This window comes from uncultured Maribacter sp. (assembly GCF_963974015.1).
Lineage (GTDB): Bacteria > Bacteroidota > Bacteroidia > Flavobacteriales > Flavobacteriaceae > Maribacter.
The window spans coordinates 138,535-158,075 of record NZ_CAXBBZ010000006.1 but is presented as its reverse complement, the minus strand read 5'-3'; the positions used below and the strand labels follow the sequence as shown (position 1 = coordinate 158,075).

Annotated in this window: 13 protein-coding genes and 1 pseudogene; 13 read left to right on the top strand and 1 reads right to left on the bottom strand. The window is 36.2% G+C overall.

Annotation, left to right across the window (positions count from 1 at the left end; genetic code table 11):
- Together AACZ41_RS11165 and AACZ41_RS11160 are read left to right on the top strand one after the other, a co-directional pair.
- Window positions 1-1,757 (top strand): cbb3-type cytochrome c oxidase subunit I (locus tag AACZ41_RS11165; RefSeq protein ID WP_339628534.1); only part of this gene is annotated, 1,757 nt, incomplete at its 5' end.
- Between the two features lie 131 nt (window positions 1,758-1,888).
- Window positions 1,889-2,716, top strand: a complete 828-nt coding sequence (locus AACZ41_RS11160; protein WP_339628533.1) for a DUF2807 domain-containing protein — start codon at window positions 1,889-1,891, stop codon at window positions 2,714-2,716.
- Here AACZ41_RS11160 and AACZ41_RS11155 read toward each other — a convergent pair.
- A complete protein-coding gene (locus AACZ41_RS11155) occupies window positions 2,713-4,977 on the bottom strand; it encodes an acyl-CoA dehydrogenase (RefSeq protein ID WP_339628532.1) in 2,265 nt (754 codons plus the stop codon). The genes AACZ41_RS11160 and AACZ41_RS11155 overlap by 4 nt on opposite strands.
- A gap of 130 nt (window positions 4,978-5,107) precedes the next feature.
- On the opposite strand from AACZ41_RS11155, the gene ruvB reads away from it, so the two are divergent.
- The 11 genes and pseudogenes from ruvB to ruvA all read left to right on the top strand — a co-directional run bounded on the left by ruvB (window position 5,108) and on the right by ruvA (window position 19,491).
- Window positions 5,108-6,130: a Holliday junction branch migration DNA helicase RuvB gene (gene ruvB, locus AACZ41_RS11150; RefSeq protein WP_339628531.1), complete on the top strand. Its 1,023-nt coding sequence runs from the start codon at window positions 5,108-5,110 to the stop codon at window positions 6,128-6,130.
- A 2-nt stretch (window positions 6,131-6,132) separates the two neighbouring features.
- Window positions 6,133-6,364: pseudogene (locus tag AACZ41_RS11145) on the top strand (tRNA epoxyqueuosine(34) reductase QueG); the annotation flags it as partial.
- Window positions 6,365-6,532: 168 nt separating this feature from the next.
- A complete protein-coding gene (locus AACZ41_RS11140) occupies window positions 6,533-10,627 on the top strand; it encodes a two-component regulator propeller domain-containing protein (protein ID WP_339628530.1) in 4,095 nt (1,364 codons plus the stop codon).
- A 200-nt stretch (window positions 10,628-10,827) separates the two neighbouring features.
- On the top strand, window positions 10,828-11,874 hold the full coding sequence (locus tag AACZ41_RS11135) for a c-type cytochrome (protein WP_339628529.1): 1,047 nt from the start codon (window positions 10,828-10,830) through the stop codon (window positions 11,872-11,874).
- A 6-nt stretch (window positions 11,875-11,880) separates the two neighbouring features.
- Complete coding sequence (locus AACZ41_RS11130) at window positions 11,881-12,561, top strand: Tat (twin-arginine translocation) pathway signal sequence containing protein (protein WP_339628528.1); 681 nt, start codon at window positions 11,881-11,883, stop codon at window positions 12,559-12,561.
- 22 nt (window positions 12,562-12,583) lie between these two features.
- Window positions 12,584-12,997, top strand: coding sequence for a DsrE family protein (locus AACZ41_RS11125; RefSeq protein ID WP_339628527.1), 414 nt, complete (start codon window positions 12,584-12,586; stop codon window positions 12,995-12,997).
- A gap of 22 nt (window positions 12,998-13,019) precedes the next feature.
- On the top strand, window positions 13,020-13,832 hold the full coding sequence (locus AACZ41_RS11120; protein ID WP_339628526.1) for a sulfite exporter TauE/SafE family protein: 813 nt from the start codon (window positions 13,020-13,022) through the stop codon (window positions 13,830-13,832).
- A 185-nt stretch (window positions 13,833-14,017) separates the two neighbouring features.
- Complete coding sequence (gene queG, locus AACZ41_RS11115; protein ID WP_339628535.1) at window positions 14,018-14,938, top strand: tRNA epoxyqueuosine(34) reductase QueG; 921 nt, start codon at window positions 14,018-14,020, stop codon at window positions 14,936-14,938.
- 168 nt (window positions 14,939-15,106) lie between these two features.
- Window positions 15,107-16,426 carry an MFS transporter gene (locus AACZ41_RS11110; RefSeq protein ID WP_339628524.1) on the top strand — a complete coding sequence of 440 codons (1,320 nt, stop codon included), beginning with the start codon at window positions 15,107-15,109 and terminating at the stop codon, window positions 16,424-16,426.
- 116 nt (window positions 16,427-16,542) lie between these two features.
- Complete coding sequence (locus AACZ41_RS11105) at window positions 16,543-18,837, top strand: NADP-dependent malic enzyme (protein WP_339628523.1); 2,295 nt, start codon at window positions 16,543-16,545, stop codon at window positions 18,835-18,837.
- 72 nt (window positions 18,838-18,909) lie between these two features.
- Complete coding sequence (gene ruvA, locus AACZ41_RS11100) at window positions 18,910-19,491, top strand: Holliday junction branch migration protein RuvA (RefSeq protein ID WP_339628522.1); 582 nt, start codon at window positions 18,910-18,912, stop codon at window positions 19,489-19,491.
- Window positions 19,492-19,541 lie beyond the last annotated feature (50 nt).

Genomic DNA, 19,541 nt, shown 5'->3' with positions numbered 1-19,541 from the left:
TTGTAACAAAGTATATCTTTAGTCAAGACCATAAAATGATTGCTAAACAATACCTTATTATTGGTGTTTTGGTAATGGGTTTCATTGGTATTGCAATGTCATTATTGTTTAGAATGCAATTGGCTTGGCCAGGAGAGTCATTCGCTATTTTTGAAGCTCTTCTTGGTAAATGGGCTCCAGGTGGTGTAATGGATGCCGATGTGTATTTAGCATTGGTTACAATGCACGGTACCATAATGGTATTTTTTGTATTAACCGCAGGTTTAAGTGGTACATTTAGTAACCTCCTAATTCCACTTCAAATTGGTGCTAGAGATATGGCATCTGGTTTCCTTAATATGGTTTCATTTTGGTTGTTCTTTGTTGCTAGTGTTATAATGGTAATTTCATTATTTGTTGAGGCTGGCCCTGCAGCAGCTGGTTGGACGATTTATCCACCTTTAAGTGCATTGCCAATGGCTCAACCTGGTTCTGGTATGGGTATGACGCTATGGCTTGTTTCAATGGCCATTTTCATTGCATCCTCCTTATTAGGTTCTTTGAACTATATCGTTACTGTAATTAACCTTAGAACTAAAGGCATGTCAATGACAAGATTGCCTTTAACAATTTGGGCTTTCTTTGTAACAGCTATTATCGGAGTAGTTTCCTTTCCTGTTCTCTTATCAGCGGCTTTGTTGTTGATTATGGATAGAAGTTTTGGAACTTCATTCTTCCTTTCAGATATTTTTATTCAAGGAGAGGTGCTTCACTATCAAGGAGGGTCACCTGTATTATATGAGCATTTATTTTGGTTCTTAGGTCACCCAGAAGTATATATTGTATTATTACCTGCTTTAGGTATTACTTCAGAAGTAATGTCAACAAATGCGCGTAAACCAATTTTTGGTTACCGTGCCATGGTTGCTTCAATACTTGCTATAGCATTTCTTTCAACAATAGTTTGGGGTCACCATATGTTTATCTCAGGTATGAATCCTTTCTTAGGTTCAGTATTTACATTTACAACATTATTGATTGCAATACCATCTGCGGTAAAAGCATTCAACTATATAACCACTTTATGGAAGGGTAACTTGCAGCTCAATCCTGCAATGTTATTCTCTATTGGATTGGTTTCTACTTTTATAAGTGGTGGTCTAACAGGTATTATTTTAGGAGATAGTACATTAGATATAAATGTTCATGATACCTATTTTGTAATTGCTCACTTTCACTTAGTAATGGGTATTTCGGCATTATATGGTTTGTTTGCAGGTGTATATCATTGGTTCCCTAAAATGTTTGAAGGAAAAATGATGAACAAGAATTTGGGGTATGTTCACTTCTGGGTAACCGCAATATGTGCTTATGGTGTATTTTTCCCAATGCACTTTGTCGGTATGGCAGGTGTGCCAAGAAGGTATTATGAGAATACAGCTTTCCCAATGTTCGATGAGTTAACCGATATTCAAGTATTGATGACTGTGTTTGCAATTATTGCAGCTGCGGCACAATTGGTTTTCGTTGCAAACTTTATTTATAGTATTTTCTACGGTAAGGTTGGACCACAAAATCCTTGGAAATCCAATACGTTAGAATGGACTGCAGAACAGAAACATATTCATGGTAACTGGGCTGGCGCTATACCCGAAGTACATAGGTGGGCATACGATTATAGCAAAGTTGATGAGAATGGAGAATATATAATTCCAGGTCAGGATTTCGTTCCGCAAAATATTCCTTTACAGGAAGATGAAGAGGAAATGAATCATTAAAAAATTCAAAATCAAAAAGCCCAACTTATATAAGTTGGGCTTTTTTTTTGCTAACGTCTTAAGATAATGCTAAGTTGTTTTTAGATAACATAAAAAGCAATATCTTCATTTTTTAAATTAAAATTAAGATTATGAAAAAGTTCGCCCTTCTGTTTATTGTTTCGGTTATTTCGTTTCAAACTTATTCACAACGAAAACCAAAAATAAAGGGTAATAGAAATGTTATTGAGGTAAGAGAAGATTTAGAGCCTTTTACCTCTATAGAACTTGCTGATGATTTAGATATTGTTCTTCAAAAATCTACTCAAGAAGGTTACGCTTTAGAGCTAGATGATAATTTATTGGATGTGCTTAGATTTAAAGTGGATAATGGTATTTTGAAAATATCATCTTTCTATAATATTACATCTAAACGAAAGCTTGAAATTACTATTTTCTTCCAAGAATTAAGATCTGTAAACATGTTGAACGGAAAGATTAGTATGAAAGATGTTATTTCAACAGATCGTTTAAAGGTTCACACATCTGGCACTTCTAGGTTGGAATTAAATGCTACTGCTGATATCATTGATATAACAATGGAAGAAATTAGTTCTGGTGATTTTAATTTGGCAAGCGATTCTCTAAATGTAATTTTGAAAGATAGAATTGATGTAAAACTATATACTACGGGTTCCAATAATACTATATATATGTATGAAAATGCTTCAGCTAAGGTTGAAGGGACTGCAGACTTTTTAATGGCCAAATTATATGGCAATAGCTCATTGAAAGCGTCTGATTTACAAGCAAACGATGTTCTTTTGATTACAGAAGACGCTCCTGATGCTGAACTTAGAGTATTAAGTAATTTTCAACTTAGTTCTAAAGGCGGTTCGAGAATAAAACTTTATGGTGATCCGAAGATTACAATTTTAGACTTTTTAGACACATCAATGTTAGAAAAGGAAAAAAACTAGTTTGCTATAGGTGCGGTTAAGCAATGGTCAGGTATTCCAAAACCATCTACTAAGCTATCTAGATGTGGTCTCAATTCTGTACAGAGTCTTTCAACTCGTTGTCGTATAGCTTTTGATTTGGAACTACCAATATAACCTTGTTCTAAATACCAAGAGGCATCTTTTCTTATTTCATGAAGAGCGTAAAGTGTTCCTAGTTTTTCAAAAAGTGCTTTATGTTGTGTATCGGTTATAGTGCTGTTGTGGTTTATAAACGATTTGTATGCTAGTTCTACGCTATAAGCTTTACCAAGGTTCATTAAGTGAGTCTGTACTTTAAGAAAGGCTTGGTAAGAAGGAATTCCTTTTTTAATATAACCTCTAATTCTCATGGCTATAGTATAGGTTAATCTTCGTGTTCTATGTTCAAAAGCATGTACATGAAACTTAGGATTATACAAATGTTCTTTATCCGTTTTGTTGGTGTATAGTGGGTTTACGTTTGATAGCTTATCGCTTATTTGTGAACTCAATAATTTTAGAACCGTTGAAAAGCCTGCGCTATTGAATTCTGCTTTAAAGTCAGAAAGCACACCCTTAGCCGCTAATTGAAGCAGAACATTATTGTCCCCTTCAAATGTGGTGAAAATGTCAACATCGCTTTTTAAATCAGCAATACGGTTCTCTAACAAGTACCCTTTGCCGCCACAGGCTTCTCGGCATTCTTGAATGGTGTTGTTTGCATACCATGTAATAATCGATTTTAATCCTGCTACTTGTGTTTCTACTTGTCTTTTGTCGGGTTGAGACTCATCACAATAAACCTTCATCATTTTGTCTAAGGTAACATGGTAGACATAAGCACTCGCGACTAAAGGTGTTAATCGTAATTGATGAGATGGGTAATCCATCAATAAATCTTCTTGAATTTTTACACTATCATTAAACTGTCTTCTTTTCAAGGCGTGTTTTATGGCTACTGTTAGTGCGAATTTCGCACCTCCTAGACCAGCTCTTGCAACGCAAATTCTCCCACCTACTAAGGTGCCTAGCATGGTAAAAAACCTTTTATTGGAATTTTTTATTTCTGAATAATAATCCCCACTATCAAGAATTGTTCCATATTTATTCAGCAAATCTACTTTAGAAACTGAAACCTGATTAAACCATATTTTTCCATTATCAACACCATTTAGACCTAGTTTGTAACCATTATCTTCAACTTTAATTCCTGGTAATAATACATGGTTTTCATCTCTTAGTGGAACTAAAATTGCATGAACTCCTTCATTTTTCCCATTAACGATTAGCTGGGCGAAAACAGATGCTATTTTAGAATGCATCGCATTACCGATATATTCTTTATTGTCATTTTCCCCGGGAGTATGAATAACTAGGGTTTCTGTAGTGTGGTCGTAAGTTGCTGTGGTCTTTATTCCTCGAACGTTAGAACCATGACCCGTTTCTGACATTGCAAAACATCCTAAAAGATTGGCAAATCCAGTATCCTTAAGGTACTTATCGTGGTGTTTTTTAGTTCCTAATTTTTGAATACTACCCCCAAAAAGTCCGAATTGTACACCAAATTTTATAGCTAAACTTCCATCAACGAACATCATGTTTTCGAAAATTGAGGCATAACCTTCCATGTCGTTTGTGCCGCCATAAGTTTCTGGGTAAGCCATAGCGCCATAACCTTTATCTGCTAAAAATTCTACTTGCTTTAAAACATGATTTCTGAACTCTTCTTTATTTCTACGTATTTTCCAAGAAAATATGGGGTCTTTTAAAATTTGTCTAAAATTATCGATTACCTCCGCATGATTTCCTTTTAAAATTCTATCAATTTCTATAGCAGAATATTGAGCCGAGTTTTTATCTACATCGATATGGACTTCGAATAAATGATTGTAATGATTTGGTTGAATACCAAGATTAACTTCTATTTTTTGAATATGGTCATTCAATGCAAAACCGTTATGATAATGCGAAGCAACTTTCTGGCTAAATGCTGTTAAAGGATAGGTCTCATGCTCTACTAATTTAACACCGCTGTTAGTGATGAGTTGTTTCCAAGATTTGAATAATTGATTTTTAGGCGGATTTGTTACATCTAACCAATTACGAAGTTGTTTTTTATCATTTTGGGTTAAAGAGCTGTCCTCGGTTATAGCATTTTCAACGACATTAATTTCAGATGCTGATAACAGGTCATCAGACCAGATAATATAAAATATGGTAATATATTGAAGAACTTCTGCGGTGTAATTTTCTTTTGTCATAATATGAATTTACAATTTTTATGCCTAATTCTAATGAGTATATAATGCGCTTTATGTCTATTAGTTAAATTGAATTTAGAAAAACACTTACCAAAGAAGTTATCTTGTGTTTGTATATCTTTGTGAGTATATGAATGAGCATTTAGACCCATCTGCTGAAGGTTTCTCAAATGAGGAATTGGATATTGAAAGAGCGTTACGCCCAATTAATTTTGACGATTTTACTGGTCAAGAACAGGTGCTTGAAAATCTTAAGGTCTTTGTTGAAGCTGCCAATAGAAGAGGTGAAGCCCTTGACCATGCCTTGTTTCATGGCCCTCCAGGATTAGGAAAAACCACTTTGGCCAATATCTTGGCTAATGAATTGGGAGTAGGGATAAAAATTACTTCAGGCCCTGTTTTAGATAAACCTGGTGATTTAGCCGGATTGCTAACCAATTTAGATGAACGCGATGTATTATTCATAGACGAGATACATAGATTAAGTCCTATAGTTGAAGAATATTTATATTCTGCTATGGAGGATTTTAGAATTGACATAATGATTGAAACTGGGCCTAATGCTCGCTCTGTTCAAATTAATTTAAATCCGTTTACTTTGATAGGGGCAACTACACGCTCGGGCTTATTAACTGCGCCAATGCGGGCCAGGTTTGGTATTCAAAGTAGATTGCAATATTATTCTACCGAATTGCTTTCTACAATTGTTGAACGTAGTGCCGAAATATTACGTGTTCCAATTACCCAAGATGCAGCAATTGAAATTGCAGGAAGAAGTAGAGGTACACCTCGAATTTGTAACGCATTACTAAGAAGAGTTCGAGATTTTGCTGAAATTAAAGGCAATGGCTCCATCGATATGGAAATTTCAAAGTTCAGTCTTAAAGCTTTAAATGTTGATGCTCATGGTTTAGATGAGATGGATAATAAAATTTTGACTACAATTATCGATAAATTTAAAGGTGGCCCAGTGGGTATTACAACATTGGCAACTGCCGTATCCGAAAGTTCAGAAACCATTGAGGAAGTGTATGAACCTTTTTTAATACAACAAGGTTTTATAATGCGAACACCTCGTGGGCGTGAAGTAACTGAGCTTGCCTATAAACATCTCGGTCGTGTAAAGGGCGGAATTCAACCAGGGTTATTTTGAGTATTGATATAAAATCTAAATGGACCAATAGTATTAAAACCGAAGCCAAACGCCTCGGTTTTTTATTATGTGGTGTATCTAAATCTGATTTTTTGGAAGAAGAGGCAGCAAGATTGGAAAAATGGCTCAACAATAACATGCATGGCGAAATGTGATATATGGAGAACCATTTCGACAAACGTTTAGGACCAGGACTTTTGGTAGAATGTGAAAAAATTGGTTATTTCATTATTGGGTTTGCGAAATATGCCCTCCTTGAAGGTTAATAATTTTAATTTTTCCGATAAATTTTATCGGCTAGATATCTTTTACTACATTGATTAGTGAATTTGAGATAGTAATTGCATTCATTGTATCAAACCCCCGATGCTTTTTCATTAATTAAACTAAAAGCAAGTATTTATGGGTTCCATCGTCAAATTTAAATTTTTCCGGTTTCCCTGCTTTCCAATTCCTATCTGGGCCTCTCTTTTTGTATTTATAGTTCTAAGTAAGGTACCTTTTCTTTTTGCCCAAGAAGATGTGCGTATCAAATATTATACCCTTGAAGACGGTATCTCGCAAGTTACTATAAACGAGCTCATAAAGGATAGCTTAGGTTTTGTATGGATAGGAACACAAGATGGACTTAACAGATTTGATGGAAAGGAGTTTAAGATTTATAAATATGACGAATCTGATGATACTTCTATTTCTGGAAATCATATAACTAGTTTATTGGAAGATAAATCCCATAATATTTGGGTGGGAACCCTTGGTAACGGTTTAAATTTATATGACTATGATATGGATGTTTTCCGTTCAATACACTTGGAAAACCCTGCTATACCCAACGAGACTATTTTGGATATGGTTATTGACCATGAGGGTAGTGTTTGGGTCACTACGCGTAACTCAGGATTATATAAGATTTCTAGGGATGGTGAAATCTATCGTCAAGAGAATTTCCTCAAGAATACATCTTTGAGCGGACTCCATTTGGATCAAAGCAATTATTTATGGGCTGGAGGGTATGATGGTGCTGTTTATAAGCTTGATTTTAATACCGGTTCCACATCAAAAATATTATCTGAACTAAGGGTGGAAGGTGACGTTCAAGCGTTTTTTAGTGTTGGCGAAAAATTATTCATAGGGACGGATATCGGTATGTTTTTGTATAATACGAAAACAAAACAGCTACGAAAGATCGATCTTGATAAAACAGGTGGAAGCCCTACTAGACATGTGGGGACATTTTTGGAAGGTGATGATTCTAAGGTATGGGTAGGTACTGGGTCTGGCTTATTTTTGTTTGATGTATATGCACTTGAAGTAGTTCGAAAAATTCAGTATTCAGTAAGCGAAACTGACGGATTGAGCAATAACACGATTCAATCATTGCTGAAAAATTCTGAAGATCAGATTTTAGTAGGTACAGCAAACAATTTGAATCTTCTTGATTTTGACAACCCCTATTTTAAAAACCTGTCCAAGAATAAGAGGGGTTCGCATGTATTGAACGATAATGTCATATTTTCGATTTTAAAGGATGGAAAAGACCTTTGGGTGGGTACCTCTGATGGAGGGTTGAACCTCGTTCGGGAGGATAGTACATATTATTTTACGGAAAATCAAAATGACCCATTTAGTATTTCGGGTAATGTGATTCGCGAAATTTGTAAAGATGAAGCTAATGAGCGAATTTGGATGGCTACGACCCGAGGTCTTAGCATGATCGATTTAAAGACTTTTGATGCAGAGAACCCTAAGTTCAGGGTCTTTAGGTATGAAATTGATAATCCCAACAGTATCAACAATGATTTTCTTAAAGGAATTGCACTCGATACATCTGGTACGGTTTGGGGAGCTGCTTTTGGTCACGGTATCTTTAGTTTGAAGTTGGATTCAAATGAAAACGTAAAGATTGATCGATACAAGAACGAGAAGGATAATTCGAATTCCCTAATTAATGATTTCGCCCAATGTATCACCCTAGATCAAAGCGGTGACATTTGGGTCGGTTCTCAGGGGGGGCTTACAAAGCTGAGTTTTAAAAATCAACTAAATCCCATTTTTACAAATTATACACGAAAAGAGGATTTAGAAAATTCGTTATCCCATAATTCCGTTTATGACATTTTGGTAGATGATAAGAACAATAAGTGGATCGCAACACGATATGGTCTAAACTTATTACAGCAAGATGGCACATTTAAATCATGGACTGAGCAAGAGCAATTTACAAGTGCCATAATTTACGGAGTTCAAGATGATTTCGATGGAAACCTATGGCTTGGTACTACCGCTGGAATCGTTCATTTTAATCCTAAAAGCAATAGGTTTAAACAATATGGAGTTCAAGATGGTATTCAGAGTAACGAGTTTGATATCCATGCCAGGTTTAGGGATGATCAGGGTTTGATCTATCTGGGAGGAATTGATGGACTGACCTATTTTCATCCTCGAGATTTAACAAGTGTCGATACGCCACAACCGCTTTTCTTTTCGGAATTTCGAATTAAAGATCAGACAATAAAGGCACAAAGCCTACGCAATAGTATTCTAAAGGAATCATTATTAAAGACTGAAGAATTAAAGTTCAATAATAATCAATTCCCGTTTTATCTTCAGTTTTCTTCCGTCGATTTCCGTTTAAACAAGCAGATTGAATATGGATATAAGCTATTGCCCAATAATGAAGAATGGAACATGCTCAAAGATCCCGAGATCCAATTTTTAAACCTTCCTTCTGGTAATCATACGTTGCTGGTAAATGGTTTTTCAAGGGGAGTGGAATGGGATCAAGAGCCCCTGAAAATGAAATTGCAAATACTTCCTCCTTGGTGGTCAACTTGGTGGGCTTATGCACTGTACTTGATCTTTGTTCTACTATTAGCATATTTTTTCTATCAGTTTCAGGTTTCAAGAAAATTAGCCTTTGCCGAAAGTAAGAAGCTTAAAGAAATCGACCAACTAAAGAATAGTCTCTATGCAAACATAACGCATGAGTTTAGAACTCCTTTGACCGTAATACTAGGAATGACCGAAACTATCAAGGAAAAGCTTGGTGAAAAGGAATTACATTCGGTAGACAAGCCTCTTGAGATGATTGAACGTAATGGCAAGAGTCTACTGTGTTTGGTCAATGAGATGCTAGATCTCGCCAAGTTGGAAAGTGGAAATATGGAACTACAACTCGTAAAGGCCGATGTAGTTCCCTTTATAAAATACATCTGTGAAAGTTTTCAGTTGTATGCAAATGAGAAAAATGTCAATTTAGTAGTCTACTCTGAAGTAGACAGGTTGATTATGGATATGGATGAAAACAAATTGCAGGCCATTATCTATAATCTGTTGTCAAATGCAATCAAATTTTTAGGTAACGGGGATAAAATCATCGTACATCTAAACAGTACTACGGAAAATGGACCTAGACAATTTTTGATAAAGGTAAAAGATAACGGCATGGGCATTTCAAAGGAAGCCCTACCTCACATTTTCAATAGATTTTATCAAGCGGATGCAACCATTTCAAGAGATGGTGAAGGCACTGGGATAGGACTTTCGTTGACCAAAAACTTCGTAGAGTTGATGGGCGGAAAAATTATGGTAAAAAGTGAATTGGGCAAAGGAACGGAGTTTATAGTTTATTTACCAATATTCACCGCAGCTAAAAGTCTGGACTTGGCCTATGGAGAGATTGAAACACCTGTGGTAGAAATCGATAGATTCAAAGAAAACCTGAGGTCACAAGATTTTAAAGAAAGTGATTTACCGATTGTATTGATTATAGAAGACAATGCCGATGTGGTTTATTTTTTGAAGAATTCACTTGAAGCCAAATATCAAACAGTTAATGCAGAGAATGGCAAGATTGGTATCGAGAAAGCCCTAAGTGAAATTCCGGACATAATAATTTGCGATGTTATGATGCCGGTAATGGATGGATATGAAGTTTGTAAAACATTAAAATCAGATAAGCGTACCGATCATATACCCATCATTATGTTAACGGCCAAGGCTGCCCAAAAAGATCGTCTTGTAGGTCTGTCCCATGGTGCCGACGCATATCTGGTCAAGCCCTTTGAAAAGGCTGAATTGTTCATAAGGTTAAATCAACTTATCGCGTTGCGTAAGAAAATGATCGGTAAGTTTGAAAATGACAGCTTAACTGTTTTTTTAAGAACACGAACTAAAAACCCAAGAGTTCAATTTCTTCAAGAGGCCATTAAAATTATTCACCAAGAGTTGGCAAATTCTGACTTTGGGCCAAAGCAATTGGCATTTAAATTAAATTTGAGCGAATCCCAGACCTATAGAAAACTAAAATCCATCACCGATAAATCTACTGCGGTTTTCATACGATCGGTCCGTTTGAATAGAGCAAAGGAAATACTGTATGATTCCGACAAGACGGTTTCGGAAATTGCATACAGTGTAGGTTTTAATGATCCTTCTTGGTTTAGCCGCGCCTTCAAGGAAGAATTTGGCTATTCGCCAAGTGCAATTGATAAGTAGTTGATATTAAGCAAACTATATTTAATATTCACCTTCCATATGCACAAATAGTGCTATCCTAATTTCTTTTTTCATAAATACTGCGAGACTTTGCCGGTACAATGAAAGCCCTTCACTAAATCTTGTTTTAAAATTGCATGTACCCCAAAAAGTGGATTATATGTCATTGGTTTAAATTTATAGCAATTGAATAAAACCAGATGAAAGAAGTCATAAAAACTGAAGTTAAGGGTGCCGGACAAAGACATGCTCCACTTCTCTTAGTGCCTTTCATTGTTCTATTGTCTACTTCGTTTTTTCTGCTGTGGAGTTGTTTAGGTAAGCCAACAACCGAAAAAGAAGTTGAAAGTTCCTTGAGCAAAGATTACAGTATTAGTTATGATATTTCTCAATTGGACGATTCAATGGAGCATGACTTAATACGATATGGTTATGACCTCTTTCAAAATACATCCAAGCATATAGGAAATGGGAGTAAAGAAAAGGGCAGTGTGTATGCGGGAAATAATTTGTCTTGTAATAATTGTCATCTCTGGTCGGGAACAAAAGCATATGCAGCTCCTCTAGTTGGAATAATACAGCGTTTCCCTCAATTTAGGGGAAGGGAGAATAAAATAGGTACCATAGAAGAACGGATTAATGGATGTATGGAGCGCAGCATGAACGGAAAAACCATGCCTTTGGACAGCAAGCAAATGAAGGGACTATTGGCCTATATGAATTGGCTTAGCAGATATGCCCCTAAAGACGGAAAAATTTTCGGACAAGGATTTGTGAAAATCAATATTCCCGATAGGACGGTTGATTTTGAAAAAGGTAAGTTGGTTTTTGAAGCAAAATGCGTTTTGTGTCATGCTAAAGACGGTCAAGGCTTAAAATCTAATGTGGGATATGGATATCAATATCCACCACTTTGGGGTAAGGATTCTTATAACGATGGTGCAGGAATGACTAGGGTAATTACGGCAGCAAGATTCATAAAAGCCAATATGCCATTTGGTGTGACCTACGAGAATCCAATTTTGACCGATGAAGAGGCCTATGACGTCGCCGGATTTATAAATAGACAGCATCGACCATCCAAAAAAAATCGCGAAAGAGATTTTCCCGATCTTAAAAGGAAACCAGTATCAACGCCATATCCGCCTTATGCCGATACATTTTCAATAAGGCAACACCAAATGGGGCCTTATTTACCGATTATGGAATATTATAAAAGCGAATACAATATTGTTAAATCTAAATAAGTAAGTATGAAAACAGTAAACGAGAGTTCTAGAAGAAAGTTTATGGGCGCGGTTCTAATGGGAGCCACGGCAAGTACCTTGTCATTGATTACCGGGCCAATGTATGCAGGATTGCCAAATTTCGATGATAAAAAAATGGCGGAAGCAGATGACTGGTTTAAGAACATTAAGGGTACACATCGCATTGTTTATGATGGTTCTACGCCCCATGATGGATTTCCTATTATCTGGAATTGGGCTTTTTATCTAAGTAACAATGAAACCGGGTCAGTAGACGATGATATAACGGCAATGACCGTTTTACGCCATAACGCTATTCCGTTTGCATTGAAATCAGAAGTTTGGGAAAAGTACAAATTAGGTGAAGTATTTGGAGTAAATGATAATGCCACTAAAGCACCTGCTTTGCGTAACCCCTATTATGAGCCTAAGGAAGGTGATTTCCCCATGCCAGTTATTCAAGGTATCAAGGAGATGCAAGAGCGTGGTGCTATGTTCTGTGTTTGTAATTTGGCCCTATCGGTATACAGTGGTGCCGTCGCACAAAAAATGGAGTTGGATCCTAAGAAGGTGTATCAGGAATGGGTAGATGCGGTACAACCAGGAATACAAATTGTACCGTCTGGTGTTTGGGCCCTAGGTAGAGCCCAGCAAAATGGATGCGGCTATATTTTTGCCGGTAATTAATAAATTAAAAAATATAAATAAGATGAGAAATATAATCGTAATTATAGCTTTTTTTTTCCTGACTTTGAGCTTGTATTCCCAACAAGAACCTATCAAGGTCGTGTTTGACCTTACTAGTGGAAACCCCGATGTACAACGCTCGGCTGCACGGCATTTAAGGTTGATGTCTGAGTCATATCCCACTTCAGAATTTGAGCTAGTCGTCTATAGTAGTGCTTATTCAATGGTAGATAAAAATTCGTCCGTTGCAGGGGAGACTCTTCGCGAAATCATTAATAACGATAATGTTTCTATCGTCGTTTGTCAAAACACAATGAAGCGAAACGAAAAAGCGGAGAAAGATTTAATACCGGGCGTAGGTATGGTTCCAGACGGTATTTATGAAATTATTTCAAAGCAAAAACAGGGTTGGGGCTATATAAAGGAAGGTAAATAAAAAACTTAACCATCAATAGCTAGTGGAAATTACCCAAATTTTAGGATATTTTGGTGCTTTGGCAATAGGGGTGGTTTTGGGACTAATTGGGAGTGGTGGGTCATTAATGGCAATTCCTATATTTACCTATTTATTCCAAATTGGCCCCGTAATGACCACTGCTTACTCTTTGTTTGTTGTTGGTGCCGCAGCTACAGTAGGAGCTTTAGGTAACTTTAAAAAGAGACTTGTAAATTTTAGAATCGTTATATTTTTTGGAATTCCGGCCTTTATTTCAGTGTTTCTAGTTCGTAAATTCCTGATTCCTGCTATTCCAGAGAAACTATTCAGTATTCACGGATATATTGTAACGCAACATATTGCGATACTATTTTTACTGGCCATATTGATGTTGGCTTCCGGATATCCTATGATAAGGAATAATAAGGTAGATCATAACCACCTAGAACCATTGTACTATAACTATTCTTTTATGATTTTTGCTGGGGTTGTGATAGGGATTTTGACAGGTGTTATTGGTGTAGGTGGAGGTTTTCTTATAGTTCCTTCCTTAGTGCTCTATTTACGGTTGCCGATGAAAAAAGCTGTGGCCACTTCAATGTTCATTATAGCTTTAAAGTCCCTCATTGGCTTTTTGGGTGATATTCTCAGTGTTGATATTAATTGGACTTTTCTATTTGGCTTTACGCTGATTTCTGTTTTAGGTATTCTGTTAGGGAGCTATCTTTCTACACTTGTGAAGGGCGAAAAGTTGAAGAAGTATTTTGGTGGGTTTTTAATATTTATAGCCTTAGGTATTTTTGTTAAAGAATTATTTTTTATCGAAACAAAATGAATTGGAAACCAAAAATTACCATTTATTAATAAAGTTGAAAAAAGAGCTGGTAATGGTAAAAGTGGAAAAGGGTGGTTTTCTACCAACATATAGAATTGAGGTGGCTACTGTAATTTACACAACAACGATAAAATGATGTTTTTAATTTGAATGATAATCGTAATTTAGTTTTAAATTATTCGATTCTGAACTCAAAACAAAACTATAGTGACCTTATAAAAACCGAAGCAAAACGCCTCGGTTTTTTATCATGTGGTATATCCAAGGCAGATTTTTTAGAGGAAGAAGCACCTAGATTAGAGAAATGGCTTCATAAGAATATGAACGGAGAAATGGGATATATGGAAAACCATTTCGATAAAAGATTAGACCCCCGTTTGTTGGTAGAGGGGTCTAAATCCGTAATTTCATTGCTTCTTAATTATTATCCTGAAAAAACCCAAATAGATAATACATATAAGATTTCAAAATATGCGTACGGACAGGATTATCATCATGTCATAAAATCAAAGTTAAAGGAGCTTCAAGAATTTATTTCTGAAGAAATAGGGGAGGTAAACGGGCGTGCGTTTGTTGATTCCGCCCCTGTTCTCGATAAGGCTTGGGCCGCTAAAAGTGGATTAGGTTGGATCGGGAAGAACAGTAACTTACTGACCCAGGGAGTAGGGTCATTTTATTTTATTGCAGAGCTTATTGTTGATTTGGAATTGGAGTATGACCATGCAGTTACAGATCATTGTGGTACGTGTACTGCTTGTTTAGATGCTTGCCCCACACAAGCAATCATAGAGCCTTATGTTGTAGATGGCAGTAAGTGTATATCTTATTACACTATTGAATTAAAAAATGAATTACCTATGGATGTCAAAGGTAGTTTTGATGATTGGGCATTTGGTTGCGATATCTGTCAAGATGTTTGCCCATGGAACAGATTTTCAAAACCACATAAAGAACCATTATTCAACCCAAATCCTGAATTACTCTCAATGACAAAAAAAGACTGGGAAGAAATTACTGAAGATGTTTTTCAAAAAGTTTTTAAAAAGTCAGCTGTAAAGCGAACCAAGTTTGCAGGATTGACAAGAAATATTGATTTTTTAAAATAAAATAGTTTACTCAATCGTTTTCGAAGGCTTTTGTTTCTTAGAAAGATTGCGCGAAGCCTTAATTATATTATATTGCTACTAGGTTAATATTGTGTAATTCTAAGATTATACAAGGTTCTAATAAGAATTCTGTAATTATCTTTTCTATTTGAAAATTAATAAACGTAAATGAAAATTAATAAACCGAGCCTTAGTTTTTGGCAGATATTTAATATGAATGTTGGGTTCTTAGGAATTCAATATAGTTTCGGACTTCAACAAACAGCCATCAACCCTATTTTTTTATACTTAGGTGCACCTGAAGATATGCTTCCAATTTTAAATATTGCAGGACCAATTACCGGGTTGATTATTCAGCCTATAATAGGTGCAATGTCGGATAAAACCTGGTCAGAACGATGGGGTCGACGTAAACCCTTTTTTTTAATTGGTGCAATTTTGGGAAGTTTGTGTTTATTCGCATTTCCAACTAGTCCTGTGTTATGGTTTGCCGTAGGACTTTTGTGGATTTTAGATGTGGGTAACAATATGGCCATGGAGCCTTATCGCGCATTTGTTGGAGATAAATTACCAGAAAAACAATTGAGTCTAGGGTATCAAATGCAAAGTTTGTTTGTCGGCGCTGGTATTCTTTTGGCCAATGGTTCTATTGTATTATTTCAATACTTATTTGGGGGTGAATCTGTAGAGGTGGCTGGTACCATCCCTACTTGGTTGTATTATTCATTTTATATTGGTGCAATTCTTTCTATTACTACAATTTTATGGTCTGTTTTAAAAACACCTGAAATCCCACCTACTTCCAATGAACTGGCAGATATTAATCAGGCAAAGGCTAAGCCTTTTGCCGAGCGTATCGCATTGCCTTTTATTGAAATTTCAGAGTCCATTAAGAAAATGCCGAAATTTATGTGGAAACTTGGTGCGGTTTATCTTTTTCAATGGTATGCTTTGTTTATTTATTGGCAGTATACAACGCCATTATTTAAACTAACAATGGGGTATTCTACCGGAGAGGCGGCATCTCAATCCGCACAAATGAGTTTAACCTATAATATAGTGACTATGCTTGTGGCTTTGGCTTTAGTGCCCTTGACACTAAAGTACGGAGGTAAAAAAGTGTATGCTTTAAGTTTGGTAGGAACCGCGATTGCTTTATTTGCAATTCCATTCATTCAAGATCCCATAATGGTATTAGTGCCAATGGTTCTTTTTGGTGTTGGCTGGGCGGCAATGATGGGGATTCCTTACACTATGGTTTCAAAAGTGGTGCCGCAAGAAAGACGTGGTGTTTATATGGGAATATTAAATATGATGATTGTAATTCCTATGGGTGTTGAAACACTCACTTTCGGCCCAATTTATAAGTACTTATTAGGTGGAAATGCGGTTAATGCTATGTTATTTGCAGGTGCGTTTTTCGTTATTGCAGCCTTTTTTACTATGCGTTTGAATGTAGATAAAAAGGAAGAAGCCTCGGAATTATAATTATTTTAATTTTTGCCGGTTTACTTTAGGGTAATATTTTTATTAATATAAATCTAGCTTCTTTTCACGCTTCTATAAAGATTACCTTTAAATTTGTTTTTTTAAAATAGAAGAGCATGAGCAATGAAAAGCTAAGAAGGGAAGCACTTATTTATCACGCAAAACCACAACCTGGTAAGATAAAAATTGTACCAACAAAACCTTATAGTACACAAAGAGATCTTGCGTTGGCGTATTCACCAGGCGTTGCAGAACCATGCTTGGAAATTGCTAAGGATAAAGAAAACGTTTATAAATATACTTCTAAAGGAAATTTAGTAGCCATTATTTCAAACGGTACGGCTGTTTTAGGCTTAGGCAATATAGGTCCTGAGGCTTCTAAACCTGTGATGGAAGGTAAAAGTCTTTTGTTCAAGATTTTCGCTGACATCGATGGTATCGATATTGAAGTGGATACGGAGGACGTAGATAAATTTATAGAAACGGTAAAGATGATTGCCCCAACTTTTGGAGGAATTAATCTCGAGGATATAAAAGCTCCTGAGGCATTCGAAATAGAGCGTCGATTAAAAGAAGAACTCGATATCCCTGTGATGCATGATGACCAGCATGGAACCGCCATTATTTCTGCTGCGGCATTACTAAATGCATTGGAACTCTCCAATAAGAAAATGGAGGATGCCCGTATTGTAATCAGTGGTGCCGGTGCAGCGGCCGTTTCATGTACTAAATTGTATAAAGCTTTTGGGGCGAAGGCAGAGAATATTGTAATGCTTGATAGCAAAGGTGTAATTCGAAAAGATGCTGAAAATTTATCGGAATCTAAGAAAGAGTTCGCTACAGATAGAAAAATAGACACGCTTGATGAAGCCATGGTAAATGCAGATGTATTTGTTGGGCTATCCATTGCAAATGTAGTGTCACCGGCGATGTTAACTTCTATGGCAGAGAATCCTATTGTATTTGCAATGGCAAATCCAGATCCAGAAATCGCCTATGATTTGGCTGTTGCCACCCGTAAGGATATTATAATGGCAACAGGAAGATCTGATCATCCAAACCAAGTAAATAATGTGCTAGGTTTTCCATTTATTTTCAGGGGAGCTTTAGATGTTAGGGCAACTGCAATTAACGAGGCTATGAAAATGGCTGCTGTGAAAGCACTGGCCAATTTAACAAAACAACCTGTACCAGAGCAAGTAAATATTGCATATGGTGAAACTAGGTTGACTTTTGGAAAAGAATATATTATTCCGAAACCTTTTGATCAACGTTTAATTTATGAGATACCCCCAGCTGTTGCCAAAGCGGCAATGGAAAGTGGCGTAGCAAAAGCACCTATTCAAGATTGGGACAAGTATCGAGAAGAATTAATGATGCGTTCTGGCAATGATAATAAAGTTGTTCGCTTATTGCACGGTAGAGCTCGTACTAATGCTAAGAAAATTGTATTTGCAGAGGCAGACCATTTAGATGTTTTAAAGGCGGCTCAGATTGTATATGAAGAAGGTATTGCTGTACCTGTACTTTTAGGTAGAAAAGATATTATTTTAGAATTAAAGAAGGAATTGGAGTTTGATGCCGATTTGGTAATTATTGATCCAATGTCAGAAGAATTTGATGAGCGTCATATTCGTTACGCTACTAAATATTGGGAAAGCCGTAAACGAAGTGGAGTTACTTTTTACAGCGCAAAAATAAAAATGCGTGAGCGTAATTATTTTGGAGCTATGATGGTTTTAGAAGGTGATGCCGATGGTATGATATCGGGTTATTCGAGAGCTTATCCAACAGTGGTGAAACCAATTTTGGAGGTTATTGGAAGGGCAGCTGGAGTGAAAAAAGTGGCTACTGTAAATATTATGATTACAGAAAGAGGTCCTTTGTTCTTAGCAGATACTTCTATAAATATTGAGCCAAATGCTGAGGAGCTAGCAGATATTGCACAAATGACCGCAAATGTAGCTTCTAACTTTGGGTTTGATCCCGTTCTGGCAATGTTAAGCTATGCTAACTTCGGATCTTCCTCACATCCGAATGCAAGAAATGTTAGGGAAGCAGTTCGAATTTTGCATGAAAAAAAGCCTAACTTAGTTGTTGACGGTGAAATTCAGATAGATTTTGCGCTTAACAAGGAGTTGCATCAAAGTAAATTCCCATTTTCAAAACTTGCAGGAAAAACTGTAAACACATTGATTTTTCCAAATTTAGAATCGGCTAACATTACGTATAAATTGCTTAAAGAATTAAACAAAGCAGATTCGATTGGTCCGATTATGGTAGGTTTGCGAAAATCTGTGCATATCATGCAATTAGGTGCAAGTGTTGATGAAATAGTTAATATGGCTGCTGTTGCCGTCATTGACGTGCAAGAGCGCGAAAAGCGCAAAAAGGCAAAAGAGACAATATAGTTTTAATTAAAAGAAAAATAGAAATAGGGAAATCAAGTTTTAAACTTATTTCCCTATTTAATTTAAGGGCATATGATACATCACCTAAGGGGTAAACTAATAGAGAAGAATCCAACACATATTATTATTGAATGTGGTGGAGTTGGCTATTTTGTGAATATATCATTGAATACGTTCTCTAAATTACCAGCACAGGAGAACATTTCCATATTTACCCATCTTCAAGTGAAGGAGGATTCTCATACCTTATATGGTTTCGTGGAGAAATCTGAACGTGAAATTTTTAGATTATTACTTTCAGTTTCAGGTATTGGTTCAAGTATTGCCAGAACAATGCTTTCTTCAATGTCACCATCTCAAATTAGAGATGCAATTGCTAATGGCGATGTTCCCGCTATCCAAGCAATTAAAGGAATTGGAACAAAAACTGCCCAACGTGTAATTTTAGATCTTCGAGATAAGGTATTAAAAGTCTATGATATAGACGAACTTTCACTAAGTGCAAACAATACAAATAAAGATGAAGCGTTATCTGCTTTAGAAGTTCTAGGCTTCGCACGTAAACAGGCAGAACGGGTTGTCGATAAAGTGCTTAGTCAAGATTCTTCCTTAAGCGTAGAGAATATTATAAAACTCGCGCTGAAAAATTTGTAATAAGTTTAAAAAATCGGGGCAATTAAAAATCTTAAAACTTCTTTTAAGTA